Source organism: Bacillus sp. FSL W7-1085 (assembly GCF_038595035.1).
Lineage (GTDB): Bacteria > Bacillota > Bacilli > Bacillales > Bacillaceae > Bacillus > Bacillus altitudinis.
The window spans coordinates 2090552-2108547 of record NZ_CP152000.1; the positions used below are offsets into that span (position 1 = coordinate 2090552).

A 17996-nucleotide genomic window follows, 5' to 3' on the forward strand; every position below is an offset into this window, starting at 1 on the left:
TCCTCATTTATATGCAGAGGAGAAAGGTTCATTCTTGTTTATGACGTCTTTTTTTCTAAAAAAGCCGGCTCACCTTTTTTGTTGATCGTATATGGAACAGAAAACGCTGGTACAAACGGGGTTTCCTGCCAATAGACATCTTGAATATTTTCACCTGGTTTCAGCTTTTGTTTCGTATTTTTCAAAATCTGGGCAAAATCACTGCGATAGTCAACATAGATTTCGCCATTTGAGGAAATCAGTAATGGAAGTGATTCACCCGTGACAGGGCTCGTCACTGTAGGCGGTGCTTTTAACCCTAGTTTTTTTTCATTTAACGTATATAAATCTTTGGATACTACTTTGCCATATGGCGGATATGTATGTTCATCTTGATATATTTTGATCCTTAGACGTAATTCACTGATCGTTTGTGTCATTTTGACATCAAGCAGTTTCACCGTTGGATTTTGTTCGACGTCTGTGAGGACATAGATATATTCGCCCCCGCCTTCAAAAGATGTCGACGGTACATCATGTAAATATCTTGGTGACAGACGCTTAAAGTCAATGACATACTTCTGATAAATCGGTGTGTCGCCTTCTTTTGTTTCAATCGGTAAAAGGCCATTTGTCGCTTTTTGAAAATCTTCAATCGCTGTCTGCACACTTTGCAGCTGCTCTTTATATGGCACGCGGTTTTCAGCTTTGCGATTCTCTGGATAGAGGCACCCCGTAAGTAAAATAAGTGTTAACAGCATGACACTGATTTTTGCTTTGATCATCACATTCTTCCTTTTTCTTTATTCATTGACCGGCCCGCTAACTACAACTAAAAACACAATGATACCTGATATGAGCATTAAGCTGTACGCAACAGTCGAAGCTGTTATTTTCAGAAATCGGCTCTTCAGCTTAAACCTACTCAAATAAATGGTTACAACGGCTAAAAACATGAGCCCCATTGAACCAAGCGCAAACCACATCTTGATTAAAGCAAAACTCATCGTGCCTGTCCCCCTTTAATATAAACGAATTGTAAGCGTTTATATTTCATTCTAAACCAAAATTAAGTAAAATATCAATCATTTTTCCAATCATTCAGAAAAAAGTGAATAAAAAAACTGAAGCAAAGAGGGGGACTCTGCTTCAGTCATTAGGTCGACTATTTTTCCTCATTCTGTAGAGGCAAAGCTCTAATCAAACTTCATTGTTATGTTATGCAAGTCTTCCCCTTCTTGCATCCTCTACACGCCTAAGTTCAGTCTTCCAATTACTTTGTTTGGTTTTCGAACATGTTCACAAGGTCTTCCATCTCATGTGTTTTCACACGTGCCATTAAGGATTCTACAGCATCGTCAACTTTTTTCCCTTCAAATAGGACGCCGTAAAGAGCCTCCGTAATCGGCATGCTGACCTTGTATTCTTTGGAGAGCTGATAAGCGCCTTTTGTTGTGCGGACGCCTTCGACAACCATCCCCATTTTTTCAAGCACTTCTTCGAGCTTATATCCTTTACCGAGTAAATTACCGCAGCGCCAGTTACGCGAATGAACACTTGTACATGTGACAATCAAATCTCCAACACCTGTTAATCCGGCAAACGTAAGAGGGTTTCCTCCCATTTTTGTGCCGAGGCGGGCGATTTCAGCAAGCCCCCTTGTGATGAGCGCTGCTTTCGCATTATCGCCATATCCGAGTCCATCTGTGATCCCTGCCGCAAGAGCGATGATGTTTTTCAGCGCCCCGCCAATTTCCACCCCAATCACATCAGGGTTGGTGTACACTCTAAAATTATTGTTCATGAACAAATCTTGAACAAATTGAGCTGCTTCAATATTTTCTGACGAGACAGTCACAGTTGTCGGATGACGCAAGCCAACTTCTTCAGCGTGACTTGGTCCTGACAGGACAACCACTGCTTCCCTTTTCGCTTCTGGGACTTCTTGTTCAATCATTTGAGAAATTCTAAGAAGCGTATCTGGTTCAATTCCTTTACTGACATGAACAAATGGCACCTTTGACGTAATGAACTCATTGGCCTGTTTCAATACTTCTCGAATAGCCTTTGTTGGCACAGCGACAATAATCGCATCTGTCCCTTCTAGTGCCTGTTTCATATCTGTTGTCGCTTGAATAGACGCTGGCAATGCAACATTAGGCAAGTAATCATGATTTTCATGTTTCTCGTTGATTTGATCAATTAATTCTTGTCTATGTCCCCACATGTGTACATCATGATGATTATCAGCTAATACAAGCGCAAGAGCTGTTCCCCAGCTCCCTGCTCCAAGTACTGAAATTTTCTTCATCCTGCTCACCCTTTTTATTTTCTCGCTCTCGCAAATATTTTAATTGGTGTTCCTTCAAAACCAAATGCATCTCGAATTCGGTTTTCTAGGAAACGCTCATAAGAAAAGTGCATAAGTTCTGGATCATTTACAAACACAACAAAGGACGGCGGTTTGATCGCCACTTGTGTTGCATAGTAAATTTTCAGACGCTGTCCGTTATGGGTCGGCGTTGGGTTCATTGCTACGGCATCCATGATAATATCATTTAGAATGTTAGTTTGAACGCGCATCGCATGATTTTCACTAGCGGTAATGATTGTTGGCATTAACGTGTGAATTCTCTTTTTCGTAAGAGCAGACATGAATAAGACAGGTGCATAATCAAGGAATTGAAAATGCTCGCGAATGTTTTGCTCAAATTCCTTCATTGTACGCTCGTCTTTTTCAACAGCATCCCACTTGTTCACAATGATCACAACGGCTTTACCCGCTTCGTGTGCGTAGCCAGCGATACGTTTATCCTGTTCAATAATGCCTTCTTCACCATCAAGAACAACAGCGACAACATCCGATCGATCAATGGCTTTCAACGCACGGAGTACACTGTATTTCTCTGTTGTTTCATATACTTTCCCTTTTTTTCTCATACCGGCTGTGTCGACAATGACAAAGTCACGTTGATTGTACGTAAACATTGTATCTACAGCGTCTCTTGTCGTACCAGCGATGTTGCTGACAATGACACGTTCTTCACCGAGCATCGCATTCACCAAAGAGGATTTCCCTACATTTGGGCGGCCGATTAAGCAGAACTGGACCACTTCTTCATCATACTGTGTATCTGGTAAGTTTTTGAAATGCTCTACGACAGCATCAAGCAGATCACCTAGACCGAGCCCGTGCGTTCCAGAAATCGGATACGGTTCGCCAAATCCAAGTGCATAAAAGTCATACACGTCGCTTCTCATTTCAGGGTTGTCCAATTTATTGACAGCAAGTACGACAGGTTTTTTCGTGCGATATAAAATTTTTGCGACTTCTTCATCCGCAGATGTGACGCCATCTCTTCCATTGACCATAAAGATAATAACATCCGCTTCATCCATTGCGATTTCAGCCTGATGGCGAATTTGCGCCAAAAACGGCTCATCTCCAATATCAATTCCACCAGTATCTATTAAATTAAAGTCATAATTTAACCATTCAGCAGAGCTATAGATTCGATCTCTTGTTACACCAGGTGTGTCTTCTACAATCGATATTCTTTCGCCTGCGATTCGATTAAAAATTGTAGATTTTCCAACGTTGGGCCTTCCAACAATGGCTACGACAGGTTTACCCATAGTACCCTTCCTTTCAATCCAGCCGCGATTCAATATGTTCATCATCATGTTTCAACCGGGATTTATAATTTTCATTCAGTTTTATGAAATAAACCCTTCAAACATGAAGGGTTCAACTTATATATTATATCAATTTTTAATCAGACCACAATGAATAACTTAAAAATGTTTGACGATCAAGTAAAGATCTTCTCCAATACCGTGTGCAATTCCATCTAAAATGGCCTCTAAATTCATGGCATACATGTCGAGCTCTTCTTTATTTTCACAGAAAAAAACGGCTGTTCCGCCAATGACCCGCTCTTTATTTGTTGTCGCCACAGCCAATATAAATTGTTCAATGGTGTTCGCCATGCCCTATTACCTCACTTTCTTTTTAATGAAATCTGTCGGCATTCTAATGGCATTTTCTAAAATAGGCACCTCTTCTAATACACGGACAGCCAAATCTTCACGCTGCCATTGCGGTAAAATGAATACGCCAAGTGTGCCATTATTCAGATCACGTTTTGCGAGCGGACAAAGCGATGGTTCACCAGAATCTCGGTATACACCAAGCACGTTGGATAAATCAAATAAGATAGCTTGCCGCTGCCCAAGGTTTGCGATGGTTGTGGCCGAGTTAAAATTCTTCGGAGTCAAGATGAACCCCATTCCATGCTCTAAAATCAATTTTTGCTTTTCAGGCAGCCCGATATTCATAATGTAAATATCATTTACGTAAAGTCCTGCGCCGTCAAAACGAAGTTCCCCTTTTTGAATATTCACGATATCCTTTAATTGGCTCCCTGACATTAATAGTTTTGCCATGAAAAAACAAAGAATACCGACCACGGTCCCAACGACGAGCGAAAAGAAAATACAGGCGGTCGTTGTAATAAGGGCAGTAAGAATGGCAATATAATTTCGACTTTCAAAGGCGATCGCAATGCCTTCAATATATGTACTGCCTCGTGAGACAAGCTCATACGAATCCATTTGGGTCAATGTATTTCTTTCCATATTACGCACATCACGAAATTGCGTGGCTGCAAGCGTCAGAAAGGTAATTGCAGTGAATTCTTCCTGGATCAGCGCAGGCATAATAATAGCACCAAGCCCTGATGCGATAAAACCTAGCGCAATGTGAATCACTTGTCCATGAATATATGTGGGATATTGCCGATAATCAGTTCTTAGCATATAAAGCCTAGCCGCCATCCCAAAGATGACACCAATAATCACAGGAAACGTGTAATCCGTCATGTTGATTTTGCAGCCCCTTTTACTGGTTTTCTAGATGAACGGGTGTTCAAGAGTTTTTCAAGCTGACCTACACCTAATAGAAAGACAGCTCCTTGAACAGCCATGGAAAGAAACGAGAGATCTCCTATGACAATGGAAGATGTGAGGCGATGAATCGTAAGCGCATAAAGGGCTTCCCCCAGACATATAGCCATCATCCATAAAGTGATCCGTTCCGTTAACTGATGCCCATATGTTAAACACATCAAGATCAGCAAGGCAAATACAACCCAGTCCACCTTTATTATCGTGAACCAAACTGGATCATATAATGCAAAAATCATAAAAAAGGCATACGCACTGACCATGGAACCTAATTGCATGATTCGCATGATTCGATGAGCAGGTCGAAAGATCACGAATGACATGCAAGCATATAAAAAGGTCATCAAAAATCCTGCATTGATCCTAATGTCTAAAATAGAAACCATGACATGACTGCATATAATATGAATGAGAACACATACGCCCAGCACATTGCGCCACGTGCTTTTCTCCATGATAAATGTCACCATAATCCAAACGAACCATATTGACCAATAATAGTACAATGCCTCCAACCCTCATCACCTCAATTACATTATGGGAAAATCTCCAATTTTTAAACATATGAGAAGGTGCGGGATTTGCATGAAATAAACAAGAGGTGACACCCTAATAGTTGAGGAGGGATGTATGATGGGTAAGGATAGACAGGAAAAACGCCTTAAGGCGTCAAGAAGAGTTGAGTCTGACCGTGATCAATCCATTCATCACAAAGGGGCAACAACTTTAGAAGGCCCGGAAGACGCTCGCAAAAGAAATCAATAAAAAAAGACATGTGATTACCACATGTCTCAGCGTGCAGGCAAACCCTCGCATTCAGTGTCAGTCCTGCGCATTGGTGCTCACGAATGTCAAATTCGCTCCGCAAAAAGTAGCTGTCTTTCATAGACAAAAAAAGTTTTCTTTCACGCTGAAAAGAAGACAAAGGGCTACATTTCATTTAGTCCTTTGTCTTCTTATTTCTTAAACTATAGTACGTAGTATCCACGCCTCTTTCTTTCAGCCAATGACTTGTTTCCCCTGTAAGCACAATCGGAGCTTGCCTTAGCTCCTCAATTGTTTTCATGCCAAGTACTGTCATCAACATCTTCACATCATCTTGTAGATCAATGATATCAGAGATGAGGCCCTTTTCTCCTCCACTCGTCAGGGATTTTAAGAAAAAGCCGGCTAATCCAACGGCAGACGCACCAAGAGCAATTGATTTTGTCACATCAAGTGCATCTTGAATGCCTCCAGAAGCTAGGACAGTTTGATCTGGAAAGGCTGTATGTACTTCAGCCAGACTCGCTGCAGTTGGAATTCCCCACTGGTCAAAATAGCGAAGTGCTTTTTGACGGCGCAGGTTCTCGATTTTAGAAAAATTCGTTCCCCCAAATCCACCTACATCAACAGCAGCAACTCCAGCAGCAAATAATTTCTTTGCTGTTTCCTTACTCATCCCAAATCCAACTTCTTTGACGACAACAGGCACCTCAATTGATTCAGCAATGGCTGAGATCCGCTCAACAGCACCTCTGAAATCACGATCTCCTTCAGGCATGACAATCTCTTGAATCACGTTTAAGTGAATTTGGAGCATGTTTGCCCCCAGCATGTCAACGGCATCCCGTGCTTGCTGAATAGTCGCCTCACTGCCCAAATTGGCAAAAACGAGTCCATCTGGATTCACCTTTCGAACCACTTCATACGTACGACGTTCGTCTGCATCTTTCAGTGCAGCCATTTGTGAACCGACTGCTACCGGAATATTGGTTTCCTTCGCTGCGATAGATAAAGAGCGATTAATCTCATAGGTCGATTCTCCGCCTCCACCAGTCATTGCATTGATAAAAATTGGCGAACCGAAAGTCAGTCCGCCAATTGTCGTATGTGTATCAATTTGTGATGTCGCAAGATCTGGTAAACTGGCGTGAACGAAGGAAACATCTTGTAAACCTGTTGCTGCATGCTGGCCAGTCGACAAAGCATGCTCAATATGCTGTTTCTTTCTTTCTGCTCGCGTCAATTTTGATCACCAAATTATTTTAGTTTATTGAGTTTATCACCAATCAGGTCACCAAGCTGGAATCCGCTTGTATTTTCTTCTTTCGCCTGGTATTGACGGTAATCCTCTTCAATTTGTTTTTCAGGATTCTCTTCTAATTCACGAATGCTAAGTGAAATGCGCTCTTCATCTTCATTGACATCAAGCACTTTCACTTTCACAGTCTGCCCTTCTTCAAGGACTTCTTGAGGAGTACCGATATGTTTGTGTGAAATTTGGGAAATATGCACAAGTCCTTCTACACCTGGCAGAATTTCAACAAATGCTCCAAAGCTCACAAGGCGTTGAACGGTTCCTTCAAGAACATCACCTTGTTTTACCTTTTCGCCAATTTGGCTCCAAGGTCCTGGTAATGTTTCTTTAATAGATAGTGAGATACGTTCGTTATCGCGGTCAACAGCAAGAACTTTGACTTTCACTTCCTGTCCTTCTTCAACAACGTCAGATGGCTTTTCGACATGCGCATGGGATAGTTGAGAAATGTGAACTAATCCATCAATGCCGCCAATGTCAACAAATGCACCAAAGTCAGTCAGGCGCTGCACTTTTCCATCAATCACACTGCCTACTGCAAGCTTTTGCAGGAAGTCTTGCTTCTTGTCTAATTGTTCTTGCTCAACGACTGCACGATGCGATAGAATCACGCGGTTTTTTTCGCGGTCAAGCTCTACCACAACAAGCGAGAGTGTTTTTCCTTTGTAGTCAGTGAAGTCTTCTACATAGTGTGCCTCAACAAGAGACGCAGGAATAAATCCGCGAACACCAATGTCGACCACTAGGCCACCTTTGACAACGTCTTTTACTTCTGCTTCAAATACTTCTTTTGTTTCAAACTTTTTCTCTAGGTCTTCCCAAGCGCGGTCTGCATCAACAGCACGTTTCGATAAAATCAAAGCATCGTCTTCGACCTTTGTTACTTTAAGCTCTAACTCGTCGCCATCTTTCACGACATCTGATGCTTTTTCAACGTGAAGACTTGATAATTCACTGATTGGGATGATCCCAGGTTGTTTCACATTGACGATATCTACATTGACATGCTTGTCCTCAACTTTAGAAACAATCCCTTTCACTACATCTCCAACCTCTGGTACCTGAACATCGATTTGATTCATTTCCTCTGTCATTTCGATAACCTCCTTGGTCCAAACCTACACAGCTTAGTTAAAACGACTGGGTGAATATGTGTCCTTAGCATGATGATTGCCAGCCGAATATGTATTATAGAAACATTCAAATCAACAGAATTGCTTGAATGATCAATAAAAATAGTATTAGTATAAACTTCTAATAAAAGACCTTGTTTGTCAAGAGATAAACCTCTAACTTATAAAAGTTTTCTAAAATTTCTTACTGTTTTTCTACACGCTCTGCTGCATCTAAAATTTTACCTGCAACCTCTTGAATAGAAAGGGAAGTCGTGTCAATTTCGATGGCATCATCTGCTTTCTTCAGCGGTGATACCTCCCGCTCAGAATCAAGCTTGTCACGTCTTGCAATCTCTTCGATCAGCTGATCGTAATTGACATCATAGCCTTTTTTCTGATTTTCTTCAAAACGACGTTTTGCTCTTTCCTCTACTGACGCAAGCAAGAAAATTTTCACTTCTGCATCTGGAAGAACATGCGTGCCAATGTCTCTTCCATCCATGACGACACCGCCTCGGTTCCCCAGCTCTTGCTGCCTGCGGACCATTTCTTCCCGGACAGCTCTATGCTTTGCAACAACAGAGACTTGATTGCTTACGCGGTCTGTTCTGATGTCTTCTGTGACATCGATCGTGTCTAAATGTACTTTTTGACCTTCGTCAGTTGACACAAGTTCAATGACTGTGTTTTTCAATAACGCATCAAGTGCCTGTTCGTCTTCAAGGTCTACGCCTTGATTGAGTGCTGCAAGTGTAATTGCGCGGTACATCGCACCTGTATCGATATAAATATATGATTTTTTCGCTGCGACAATTTTTGCCACAGTGCTTTTTCCTGCTGCAGCAGGACCGTCAATTGCGATAGATAATTTCTTTTTCATAATACCTCTCCTTGATTGAATCTCCCTTATGAATTGTAACACGATCACTGCTCAAACGGGGGAATTTTCTATCAACCCTTTTGTTTAAATGTCTCAATCCAATCTTCAATGCTCATGTTATTCACACCCTCGTATTGTACGACTTTTGACAAAAATAGTTCTCCTTTCGTCAAGTGAAGGGTGACCTGAACCGCCAAAAGCAGAATGAGCTGAATGAGCACTGCTTTGAATAGCCATCTTTCCATTGTTTTCATACAAAAAGCCTCCAACGCTAGATTCTTTCTCTCTAGTATGGAAGCTTTTAACAACCTTTATTCTTATACTTTTTTCACACGTGTTAGAAGCTGCTGCTGGAAGCAATACTTCATGATGTGTTGCTGGTGGTCGTTTGTGATTTCAGTAAATTCCATGATCGCTCTTGTTTTCCCCGTCTGTTCATCTTGATAAACACGATTCATTTCTGCAATCGCTTTAATTTTCACTGGTTCTTTAAGTGAAAGTTCAAACTCTGTGACGACCTCGCCATATTCTTTTAGTGAGACACCTTCTGGAACAGCAATTGCTACACCGCCAGCACTCATATTGACAATAAATGTGTCGAAGGTTTCTTCACCATTTTGCGTAATGGACGCTTTCACCATCGTATCCACTCGAAGATATTCTCTTCGCTGAAGCCGAATCATTTCTTCTTTTGGCGGAATCGAAACGACAATCATCGGGATATCTTCTTTTCTTTTCCCAATGACTTTGCTTGTACATTTGTATGGAATTTGATTTTCATCGAAAAAGAAGACGGTGATTTCTGTTTCTTGATTTAAATAGATCGTGCGCCCCGTTTCTTTATCAGCTGGATAATTAATGCAAATATCATCGTTATTATTTTCCAAAACTTTCGATTTTGCAGTTTTCACTTCTTTGTTCTCATTGACATACTCAATTGTGATTGCATCCCCTATTTGTAACATTCCTCATCACTCTTTTCATCTGTGAAATCGTATCCTCTCTTATATTAAACCATGTATAAAACAAAAGGAAAAGGCTTATTCGCCTTTTCCTCGCTTCCTTTTCTATAGGTCTTTATATATAGGTTCTGCATTTTTTAGTTTATCTACTCTTTCTTCTTTTCCAGTATCTGCATTAATGAACATTCGGTACGTGTCGTTTTTAATGGTTCCTAAAAACTCATAGCAGAGAACTTCCTCTGACATATCATTTTGAACAAGAGCTACATGTGTATCCTCGATCTTCACATGTTTATTTAAGGTCTTTTCAGCTTCTTTTCGAGAAATCTTTGGTGCTTTTATGTCACGTTTTCTGTGATTCATTAAATAGTCTTTCGCTGAGAATCCCACAACCTCACCATCATCTAAAGCGACTTTCATTCGAATACTATCTGGATAAAGCAATACGTTATTCTGTAAAGGCACATAGGTAAATACGCCGATATTATCAAATTGCGCACTCTCATCTAAATGAAATGATTCGGTATCGAATCCATGCTTCTTTAAGAAACTTAGTGCTTTTTCTGAGGCATCATTTAAACTGATTTTTTGTTTTTTCACTTCACGGTTCTGAAGAAGATAGACAGGATGGCCGCCTTTTTCAGTCAAGTCTAAATAAAAGTTTGCCCGGTTGTCTGGGTCAGACATTGACAGGCTGTAGACATCACGGTTCGTTTTACTCCCACTTTTTCTCACCTTAAAATCTTTGTTATGGTCAGGCGCAAATTGCTGGGCGATGCGAATCGCTTCTTTTTTTGAAATCTTTTGCCCTTTTAAGTGATTGTAGCCTTGCGTTTCTGATTCAGTTGACACATTTGTAGGGCCAAGATCAACATCTGCAAACGCATCAGCATTTCTCTCAACGGTTTTTAATCCGTCAATGATGGTGTTGTCGTTTTTTCGATCTCCATCAGCCAGTGCCATTTCAACATCCATCCATTTTAAATTTTTGTTGAGTACGAGATGCTGCACTTGTCTAAGTTCGTTTTGAATATCTGCCGCTTGATCATATAAAGTGGTAATGGTTTTGTGTGTATCTTTGTTTAATGGTTCATCTGATAAAGATTTAAGTGACGATTTGTAGCTAAAGTCACCGACATTCGCTAGAAACTCTTCTGTTTTGTTAAAAGGCATCAATGTGAGCGGAAGCTGACTGACATTGTTATGCGCTTCTGATGACATTCTCCATACATCTGCCAGTGCTGGAGATATAGATGTTTGGCTATTCATCGCAAGTGTTGCGCCAAGTTTATCGTGCAGCTGATCGACTTGATACGTTAAATCATGGAAGGCTCTTTGATAGTTGTTCTCTGCATGAAGCAGTACTGCATCTTTTTCTTGATGCTCTTTATAGCCCCAGTATCCTGTTGAGATGACAGCAATTCCTAAAATAGCAATCAATATTCCTCTGATCATTTATTTACACCTCTTTTTATTCACAGAAAATATGTTTCCCGATTCGTTTAATTTGTGGTCTTCCCCAAATCCATGGGCTTGTTGCTGTATCAGGATTAAAGTAATAAACGGCGCTTTCAGATGGGTCCCAGCCATTAATGGCATCAAATACTGCCTTTTTAGCGGTTTCATTTGGCGCCATATAAAATTGTCCATCTGCTACAGCAGTAAACGCAAGCGGTTCAAAAATGACACCAGCAATCGTGTTTGGAAAGGTCGGGTTGTTTAAACGGTTTAAGATGACGGCTGCGATCGCTACCTGTCCTTCATAAGGTTCACCTCTCGCTTCACTATAAACAGCTTGTGAAAGAAGCTGAATGTCATTGCTTGAAAAACCACCTGGCATGTTGGCTGCTGTTTGTTTCGGCGTTTGATTTGCTTGACCATTTCCTGACTGCTTTCCAGACTTCCCAGTCGAGCTGTTTCCTCCGCTTTGACTTTTTTGATTCTCTTTTGCACCTTGTGCTGTCTTTTTTTGCGTGTTTCTTTGCGCAGGAGCCTTTGTTTGCTGATCAAGAGGTTTCCCGCCATAATGCGTAAACTGATTTCCTTTTTGAAGCTGCTGCTGCACAAACTCTTTATAGTATTTCGTCTTTTGAACTAATAGGCTTTTTGTTTTTTCCCCTACGAGTCCATCGACTTTCTTTACACCAAACTGGCTTTGAAAATTGCGCACGGCCCAGTAAGTTCCCCAGCCATACACCCCGTCTATTTTTCCATTGTAAAAACCATTGTATTGGAGCCTTGCCTGGAGCTCGACGACATCTTCTCCTGTAGCTCCCCGCTGAATCACTTGATTCGTGAAAGCTTCACTTTTTTCAGCTGTCATCAATGAAGACGCGAGCAGAACAATTGAGAAGATAAGGACGATTTGTTTCATGAAACGAGCTTTGTCCATATTTGATCCTCCTGTACTTTTGATGTTTGAATATATGTTTCTTCCGATCCCTATTTTTATACATTCATCACAGGAGGGAATTGGATGGAAAAGACAAAAAACGCCCTAAAGACGTATAGGACGTTTTCCAATTTAAATTTGTACCATCTTCACCGCACGGGCTTTTTTGGCTTTCCGCAGACCAAACCACCATAAAAAAATCATGAACGGCAACATAATATATCCCCAATTTTTCATGCCAAGAAGAATGAAATCATATAAGCCATGAAAAAGGATAGGAAGTATTAAAGAGAGAATCAGCCATTTTCGCTGCTCTTTTTTATCAGAGAAGCGAGCTTTACCTATATAAAATCCCATCACCACACCAAATAAAGCGTGGCTTGATACAGGCAGCAAGGCACGTGTAAACGCGTACTCTACCCCATGACCCACTAAGTACAAAATATTTTCAAGTGTCGCAAATCCAAGTGAGACACTTGTTCCATAGACAATCCCGTCATAGTGTTCATCAAACTGTACGTGCGCATAGACACTGACCATTAAAATAAACCACTTTAATGATTCTTCTAAAAAACCCGATGTCACAAATGAAATCACGATAGGATTCGTGGCGATATTTTCCTCTTGGAGGACATACTGAATAAACATGGTTGGAAACACAAGTATGACACCTAGCATAAAAGATCTGATGACCATATGAACCGGCTCATTGTCGTATTGATCTTTCAAATAAAAATAACTTAAAAGTGCGATGCCGGGAGCTAAACCTGCTGAAATGATTGCGATCATAATCAGACCTCTTTCCCTACATTATCCTTTATTATCGTACCACGAATCACCCCTTTTTTATATGACTCGAGCCCATTTTCCCAAAAATAATCTTCTATATAATCCCAATTTACATAAAAAAGAACTGAATCCCTTAGAAGGACCCAGTTCTTTTTTTACCCGTTGATTCTTTTGTTGATTTCTTCTGCAATTAACCCGCCATGAAATCTTCCATTTTCAATGAAAATTTCGTTGGCGTTGTTACCAGCTGCAATGACCCCTGCAATGAAAATACCTTCTACATTTGTTTCCATTGTTTGTTCATCAAATGCTGGGCGGCCTGATTCTGGATCGATTGTTACACCCATTTTTTCTAAAAATGAATGATCAGGATGATAACCTGTCATCGCAAACACATAATCACTTTTCACTCGATCCGTTTGGCCCTGCTGGTTTGTAAAGACAATATCCTGTTCTGTGATTTCCTTCACCTCTGCACCGAACTCCATTCGAATGGTGCCATTTCGAACAAGCGCTTCAAACTCTGGTAAAATCCAAGGTTTGATGCTGGATGAATATTCAGTTCCTCTATATAAAACCGTCACCCTGCTTCCGCATTTCACAAGTTCCAGGGCAGCATCAACACTAGAGTTCTTCCCGCCGATCACCGTCACATCTTTATCAAAGTAGGGGTGTCCTTCTTTAAAATAATGATACACATGAGGAAGGTCTTCCCCTTTTACATTCATATAGTTAGGATGATCATAGTAGCCAGTCGCAATCACAACATAGTCACATGTATAGTCGTCTTTTGATGTATTTACCGTAAAACGGCCATCTTTTTTCGTCACAGCGTTTACCTTTTCAAAAGCATTCACACGAAGGCTTTTTCGTCTGACCACCTCTCGGTAATAGGAAAGCGCCTGAATACGAACGGGTTTCCGATTTTCAGTGATAAAAGCGACGTCACCGATCTCAAGCTTTTCACTTGTACTGAAGAAGGTTTGGTGTGTAGGGTAATGATAAATACTGTTGACCACATTGCCCTTTTCAATCACAAGTGCATCAATCCCAATTTGCTTGAATGCAATGGCAGCTGATAGACCGCACGGGCCGCCTCCTATTATGATCGCTTTTTCTTGTTTCATTTGTTCCACTCCTGTCGTTTCACTGCAATAACAATTGCTGGGCTGTTTGATTCTTTGCATGATTCCATAAAAAAATCTCCTATTTAAGGATAGGAGATTTTAAGGCGCGATGCAAATAAGTCGCTTAAATCCAGCCTCTGAATCGAGAAGCTTCAGCCATTTTACGTACACCGACCATATATGCTGCTAGTCGCATATCAATACGGCGGTTTTGCGCCATTTCATAAATATTATTAAATGATTTCACCATCATATCTTCTAAACGAGTTTCTACTTCTTCTTCTGTCCAGTAGAACCCTTGGTTATTCTGAACCCATTCAAAGTAAGAAACAGTCACTCCACCCGCACTTGCAAGTACGTCTGGAACAAGCAGTACACCACGATCTGAAAGAATTTTTGTCCCTTCCAATGTCGTTGGTCCATTTGCTGCTTCTACGACAATTTTGGCTTTAATGTTCGCCGCATTATCTTCTGTAATTTGATTTTCAATGGCTGCAGGTACTAAGATATCACAATCTAGCTCAAGCAGCTCTTGGTTTGTAATTGTATCATTAAATAATTTAGTGACGGTTCCAAAGCTGTCACGTCGGTCAAGCAAGTAGTCAATATCGAGACCATCTTCATCATACAAACCGCCGTAAGCATCTGAAATTCCTACGATTTTCGCTCCGGCATCATACATAAATTTAGCCAAGTAACTTCCTGCATTTCCGAATCCCTGAACGACAACACGAGCCCCATTGATGTCAATTCCTTTTTTCTTCGCCGCTTCTTTAATACAGATCGTTACACCTTTTGCCGTTGCAGTATCACGTCCATGTGAGCCTCCAAGAACAATTGGTTTTCCTGTAATAAATCCTGGCGAGTTAAATTCATCAATTCTAGAATACTCATCCATCATCCATGCCATGATTTGAGAGTTTGTAAACACATCTGGTGCTGGAACATCTTTTGTTGGTCCAACGATTTGACTAATTGCGCGTACATAGCCGCGGCTTAGTTTTTCAAGCTCCCTAAATGACATTTCTCTTGGATCACAGATAATACCGCCTTTTCCTCCGCCATAAGGAAGATCCACAATACCACATTTTAAACTCATCCAAATTGAAAGCGCTTTTACTTCTTTTTCAGTAACGTTCGGGTGGAATCGAATTCCGCCTTTTGTTGGACCGACAGCATCATTATGCTGCGCACGATAACCAGTGAAAATTTTCACCGATCCATCATCCATACGTACTGGAATTTTGACCGTTAATAGGCGAATTGGCTCCTTCAGCAATTCATACACTTCTTGCGGATAGCCCAATTTATCAAGCGCTTTATGTATGACGGTTTGAGTTGACTTTAAAACATCTAGCTTATCTTCTGCGTTATGAGCGGCGTTTTGATCGGCTGCCATTAAAATAAACCCCCTAGAAATCTTTCATGATCTACTGCTCCCTTTCAAGCAATAGTATACACCTTCGTACTGGTAAAGCAAAGGTAAAAAGCGTTTTTTATCAAAATAAAATATCAGCGTTTATAAATATAAAAATGGATATAAAAAAATACTGTTGTTTCATCACAACAGTATTAAATATAATAGAAAAAAGTGATTAAAAATACAGTTGAATCGTTTTCACTGCATCTTCCTGCATGATCACTTTTCCGTATTCTTTTAACCGGTGAATGGTTAATGTCGTCGGTGAACCGAACTCCGCTAAAATAGAAATGACCGTATCTGCAGACAGTTCTTCGAAATCATCTAGACTGAGAAAATATTGACCTTCATAATGGTAAACTGTACCCCCTAAAAGTCCAATACGACTTAAACTATGGGACAGTTGAATCACATCTTCAAACGAGGCAAATTGATAGAGCACATGCTTGCTCTCGTCGAGCTTGACTTGCATCTCAATGTAATCTTCATCAAACTCATCATCAGCATCTTCCTGCTGACTCTTTGTCACAATGACGACCATCCCCTGCGCCTGAAGAGAAAATACTTCAACAGCAATCGGTCCATTCGCTTCAAAACCGAGCTCCTGATTCGCTTCGTTCATCATGTCTTTAAACAGCTGATGAACTTTGAACGAATCTTTCCAAAGGTCTTCTTTCGTAAGACCTCGGTCTGTCAGATCATCTAGTGTGAGAAAAATTTTGATTTTATTATAATTCAGACGCTCTAGCCGCATAACGTTCCCTCCTGCCTCTTCTAACACACATCATACTGTAGTATATGAGATGATGAGTCATAGGTTCTTAATTTTGTATTCAGTTTACACTGTGTCAAGACGGAAGACAAGCATGAAGCTATGCTTACGGTGACTTTTATGGAAAATATTGATGGGGCATCAACTTAGCGCGTTTTTAGCGGCATTAAATAGATCAGATGGGTTTCTGGTTCTGCTCCAAGACGCATCGGAATCTTTGTTGTTCCGTAACCATTACTAATTAGAAAGAAAGCACCTTTGACTTGGCCTGTTCTTCCTTTTTCATACGGACCAAATTTCCCAATACGAATTTGACCCCCATGGGTATGACCGCTCAAAACGAGATCAATTCCCTCTTCTTCACTCATCAAGTGATGCACATCTGGGTTGTGTGATAAAAGGATATTCACGTCTTCTTTGACAAACTCCGGCCGTATCGCTTCATAATCTGCTTTTTCAAGCCTGATATCATCGATTCCGCCTATTTTAATGGGCTGTCCTTCAAAATCCCACACAGCCGTCTCATTTTGCAATGTCGTCACCTGATAGGTATGGAGGATGTCTTTGAGTTTTTGCTGATGCAGCTCATGGTCGTTATTCCCCCACACAAAATACACCGGGGCAATCCTTGCTAAACGTTTCACATTTTCTTCGACTCTAGCATAAGGGACTCCCTTTTCAGCTAAGTCCCCGCCGATCATAATGACATCAGGCTGCTGCTCTTCCACTTCCGCTAATAAAGTATCACTAATTAGACGGCGATGGGTATCAGAAATAAAGAAAATGACTGCAGGTCGATCTGACTGAAGTCCTTCTATTGTAAAGTAATGCTTTTTGATGTTGTTTTGTTTTGCCGTTTTCACCATTTTCGCTGTTACACACACACCTGTTGTCACAGCCGCTATGGCAGCAGTAAATCCGATGGCATATTTCATTATGAATGACTCCCTTGTATCAGCTTTCTTTTATAGGACGCTTGAATGAAAAAAGACGTTTCAACTGTTTAAACGTCTTTTGCTCATTTATTTACTTTCATAATAGAGGTTGATGTCATATTGCGTCTGCATGAAGTGAAAAACGGCCTCGCGCTCTTTCCACTGATTTGATTGAGGCCATAAATCTGTGCTTTTCTGTATAATTTCACATCTGAGCTTATGATATTCATCCTCAGCCTTTTCTTCTTTTTTCTTATAATAATACGATGCGTAAAAAGCAAACACTTCAGCCATGATCCAAAACAGAAACACCTCATGGCCAAGCAATGTGGCAATCATCGCTTCCGGCTGCAGGGAGCCCCCGCTATTAGCTGTTATCACAAAATAAAACAGAAGAATCGCAAGTGATAAAAGGGCTGTCCATTGCCACCTTTTGCATTGTTTTGCAAATCCCTCGTATTTGCGTTTCCTTTTGATCAATGTTTCAATCATTTTCTGTGTCGGCTGATCCATATAGCGGCTGATTGCGTGCAAAGTCATCACATACACCCTTGTCCCTTTTTTCTACATATGTATGTGC

General features: G+C 40.8%; 21 protein-coding genes. 1 reads left to right on the forward strand and 20 read right to left on the reverse strand.

The window, feature by feature from the left end; translation table 11 throughout:
• Positions 1 to 38: 38 nt before the first annotated feature.
• The 7 genes from MKY11_RS10640 to MKY11_RS10670 form a co-directional block, all read right to left on the reverse strand.
• Complete coding sequence (locus tag MKY11_RS10640; protein ID WP_007500961.1) at positions 39 to 764, reverse strand: hypothetical protein; 726 nt, start codon at positions 762 to 764, stop codon at positions 39 to 41.
• 18 nt (positions 765 to 782) lie between these two features.
• Positions 783 to 986 (reverse strand): DUF2768 domain-containing protein, encoded by a 204-nt coding sequence (locus MKY11_RS10645; RefSeq protein ID WP_024718503.1) that lies wholly within the window; start codon positions 984 to 986, stop codon positions 783 to 785.
• 266 nt (positions 987 to 1252) lie between these two features.
• Complete coding sequence (locus MKY11_RS10650; protein WP_039165750.1) at positions 1253 to 2290, reverse strand: NAD(P)H-dependent glycerol-3-phosphate dehydrogenase; 1038 nt, start codon at positions 2288 to 2290, stop codon at positions 1253 to 1255.
• A 14-nt stretch (positions 2291 to 2304) separates the two neighbouring features.
• A complete protein-coding gene (gene der / locus MKY11_RS10655) occupies positions 2305 to 3615 on the reverse strand; it encodes a ribosome biogenesis GTPase Der (RefSeq protein ID WP_342501402.1) in 1311 nt (436 codons plus the stop codon).
• Positions 3616 to 3774: 159 nt separating this feature from the next.
• On the reverse strand, positions 3775 to 3969 hold the full coding sequence (locus tag MKY11_RS10660) for a hypothetical protein (RefSeq protein ID WP_008344527.1): 195 nt from the start codon (positions 3967 to 3969) through the stop codon (positions 3775 to 3777).
• Between the two features lie 6 nt (positions 3970 to 3975).
• Positions 3976 to 4860 (reverse strand): YIEGIA family protein, encoded by an 885-nt coding sequence (locus MKY11_RS10665; protein ID WP_007500964.1) that lies wholly within the window; start codon positions 4858 to 4860, stop codon positions 3976 to 3978.
• Positions 4857 to 5399 (reverse strand): hypothetical protein, encoded by a 543-nt coding sequence (locus tag MKY11_RS10670; protein WP_017359763.1) that lies wholly within the window; start codon positions 5397 to 5399, stop codon positions 4857 to 4859. Before MKY11_RS10670 ends, MKY11_RS10665 begins: the two co-directional genes overlap by 4 nt.
• A gap of 178 nt (positions 5400 to 5577) precedes the next feature.
• Between MKY11_RS10670 and MKY11_RS10675 the strand changes: the two genes are divergently transcribed.
• Entirely contained in the window at positions 5578 to 5709 is a 132-nt protein-coding gene (locus tag MKY11_RS10675) for a YpzI family protein (protein ID WP_008344525.1), read from the forward strand.
• 175 nt (positions 5710 to 5884) lie between these two features.
• Here the strand turns inward: MKY11_RS10675 and fni are convergent, their stop codons facing one another.
• The 13 genes from fni to MKY11_RS10740 all read right to left on the reverse strand — a co-directional run bounded on the left by fni (position 5885) and on the right by MKY11_RS10740 (position 17956).
• Positions 5885 to 6952 (reverse strand): type 2 isopentenyl-diphosphate Delta-isomerase, encoded by a 1068-nt coding sequence (gene fni, locus MKY11_RS10680; RefSeq protein ID WP_342501403.1) that lies wholly within the window; start codon positions 6950 to 6952, stop codon positions 5885 to 5887.
• Positions 6953 to 6966: 14 nt separating this feature from the next.
• Positions 6967 to 8118 (reverse strand): 30S ribosomal protein S1, encoded by a 1152-nt coding sequence (gene rpsA / locus MKY11_RS10685; protein WP_008344519.1) that lies wholly within the window; start codon positions 8116 to 8118, stop codon positions 6967 to 6969.
• A gap of 223 nt (positions 8119 to 8341) precedes the next feature.
• A complete protein-coding gene (cmk, locus tag MKY11_RS10690) occupies positions 8342 to 9019 on the reverse strand; it encodes a (d)CMP kinase (protein ID WP_017359766.1) in 678 nt (225 codons plus the stop codon).
• A gap of 71 nt (positions 9020 to 9090) precedes the next feature.
• The gene (locus tag MKY11_RS10695) at positions 9091 to 9273 is read right to left on the reverse strand and encodes a YpfB family protein (protein WP_342501404.1); all 183 of its coding nucleotides are present in this window, start codon (positions 9271 to 9273) and stop codon (positions 9091 to 9093) included.
• Positions 9274 to 9336: 63 nt separating this feature from the next.
• Positions 9337 to 9984 carry a flagellar brake domain-containing protein gene (locus MKY11_RS10700; RefSeq protein ID WP_007500975.1) on the reverse strand — a complete coding sequence of 216 codons (648 nt, stop codon included), beginning with the start codon at positions 9982 to 9984 and terminating at the stop codon, positions 9337 to 9339.
• A 102-nt stretch (positions 9985 to 10086) separates the two neighbouring features.
• Complete coding sequence (gene ypeB, locus MKY11_RS10705; protein WP_008344510.1) at positions 10087 to 11436, reverse strand: germination protein YpeB; 1350 nt, start codon at positions 11434 to 11436, stop codon at positions 10087 to 10089.
• A 16-nt stretch (positions 11437 to 11452) separates the two neighbouring features.
• Positions 11453 to 12373: a spore cortex-lytic enzyme gene (gene sleB, locus MKY11_RS10710; RefSeq protein ID WP_138278688.1), complete on the reverse strand. Its 921-nt coding sequence runs from the start codon at positions 12371 to 12373 to the stop codon at positions 11453 to 11455.
• Positions 12374 to 12505: 132 nt separating this feature from the next.
• Positions 12506 to 13162, reverse strand: coding sequence for a glutamic-type intramembrane protease PrsW (gene prsW, locus MKY11_RS10715; RefSeq protein WP_008344507.1), 657 nt, complete (start codon positions 13160 to 13162; stop codon positions 12506 to 12508).
• Positions 13163 to 13317: 155 nt separating this feature from the next.
• The gene (locus MKY11_RS10720) at positions 13318 to 14289 is read right to left on the reverse strand and encodes a YpdA family putative bacillithiol disulfide reductase (protein ID WP_024718498.1); all 972 of its coding nucleotides are present in this window, start codon (positions 14287 to 14289) and stop codon (positions 13318 to 13320) included.
• 124 nt (positions 14290 to 14413) lie between these two features.
• Positions 14414 to 15688, reverse strand: a complete 1275-nt coding sequence (locus MKY11_RS10725) for a Glu/Leu/Phe/Val dehydrogenase (protein ID WP_007500982.1) — start codon at positions 15686 to 15688, stop codon at positions 14414 to 14416.
• 196 nt (positions 15689 to 15884) lie between these two features.
• Positions 15885 to 16463 carry a genetic competence negative regulator gene (locus MKY11_RS10730; protein WP_007500984.1) on the reverse strand — a complete coding sequence of 193 codons (579 nt, stop codon included), beginning with the start codon at positions 16461 to 16463 and terminating at the stop codon, positions 15885 to 15887.
• A gap of 164 nt (positions 16464 to 16627) precedes the next feature.
• The gene (locus MKY11_RS10735; protein ID WP_008344501.1) at positions 16628 to 17416 is read right to left on the reverse strand and encodes a metallophosphoesterase; all 789 of its coding nucleotides are present in this window, start codon (positions 17414 to 17416) and stop codon (positions 16628 to 16630) included.
• Between the two features lie 87 nt (positions 17417 to 17503).
• Complete coding sequence (locus MKY11_RS10740) at positions 17504 to 17956, reverse strand: DUF2663 family protein (protein WP_007500988.1); 453 nt, start codon at positions 17954 to 17956, stop codon at positions 17504 to 17506.
• Positions 17957 to 17996: the final 40 nt, after the last annotated feature.

What these genes read in the sequence shown, in the direction of transcription:
- MKY11_RS10735 (WP_008344501.1), bottom strand. Translation starts at nt 17,416, where the DNA reads ATGAAATATGCCATCGGATTTACTGCTGCCATAGCGGCTGTGACAACA.
- MKY11_RS10645 (WP_024718503.1), bottom strand. Translation starts at nt 986, where the DNA reads ATGAGTTTTGCTTTAATCAAGATGTGGTTTGCGCTTGGTTCAATGGGG.
- MKY11_RS10675 (WP_008344525.1), top strand. Translation starts at nt 5,578, where the DNA reads ATGGGTAAGGATAGACAGGAAAAACGCCTTAAGGCGTCAAGAAGAGTT.
- MKY11_RS10665 (WP_007500964.1), bottom strand. Translation starts at nt 4,860, where the DNA reads ATGACGGATTACACGTTTCCTGTGATTATTGGTGTCATCTTTGGGATG.
- sleB (WP_138278688.1), bottom strand. Translation starts at nt 12,373, where the DNA reads ATGGACAAAGCTCGTTTCATGAAACAAATCGTCCTTATCTTCTCAATT.
- MKY11_RS10660 (WP_008344527.1), bottom strand. Translation starts at nt 3,969, where the DNA reads ATGGCGAACACCATTGAACAATTTATATTGGCTGTGGCGACAACAAAT.
- MKY11_RS10650 (WP_039165750.1), bottom strand. Translation starts at nt 2,290, where the DNA reads ATGAAGAAAATTTCAGTACTTGGAGCAGGGAGCTGGGGAACAGCTCTT.
- MKY11_RS10720 (WP_024718498.1), bottom strand. Translation starts at nt 14,289, where the DNA reads ATGAAACAAGAAAAAGCGATCATAATAGGAGGCGGCCCGTGCGGTCTA.
- MKY11_RS10640 (WP_007500961.1), bottom strand. Translation starts at nt 764, where the DNA reads ATGATCAAAGCAAAAATCAGTGTCATGCTGTTAACACTTATTTTACTT.
- MKY11_RS10730 (WP_007500984.1), bottom strand. Translation starts at nt 16,463, where the DNA reads ATGCGGCTAGAGCGTCTGAATTATAATAAAATCAAAATTTTTCTCACA.
- prsW (WP_008344507.1), bottom strand. Translation starts at nt 13,162, where the DNA reads ATGATCGCAATCATTTCAGCAGGTTTAGCTCCCGGCATCGCACTTTTA.
- MKY11_RS10695 (WP_342501404.1), bottom strand. Translation starts at nt 9,273, where the DNA reads ATGAAAACAATGGAAAGATGGCTATTCAAAGCAGTGCTCATTCAGCTC.
- MKY11_RS10740 (WP_007500988.1), bottom strand. Translation starts at nt 17,956, where the DNA reads ATGACTTTGCACGCAATCAGCCGCTATATGGATCAGCCGACACAGAAA.
- rpsA (WP_008344519.1), bottom strand. Translation starts at nt 8,118, where the DNA reads ATGACAGAGGAAATGAATCAAATCGATGTTCAGGTACCAGAGGTTGGA.
- ypeB (WP_008344510.1), bottom strand. Translation starts at nt 11,436, where the DNA reads ATGATCAGAGGAATATTGATTGCTATTTTAGGAATTGCTGTCATCTCA.
- der (WP_342501402.1), bottom strand. Translation starts at nt 3,615, where the DNA reads ATGGGTAAACCTGTCGTAGCCATTGTTGGAAGGCCCAACGTTGGAAAA.
- cmk (WP_017359766.1), bottom strand. Translation starts at nt 9,019, where the DNA reads ATGAAAAAGAAATTATCTATCGCAATTGACGGTCCTGCTGCAGCAGGA.
- MKY11_RS10670 (WP_017359763.1), bottom strand. Translation starts at nt 5,399, where the DNA reads ATGGAGAAAAGCACGTGGCGCAATGTGCTGGGCGTATGTGTTCTCATT.
- MKY11_RS10725 (WP_007500982.1), bottom strand. Translation starts at nt 15,688, where the DNA reads ATGGCAGCCGATCAAAACGCCGCTCATAACGCAGAAGATAAGCTAGAT.
- MKY11_RS10700 (WP_007500975.1), bottom strand. Translation starts at nt 9,984, where the DNA reads ATGTTACAAATAGGGGATGCAATCACAATTGAGTATGTCAATGAGAAC.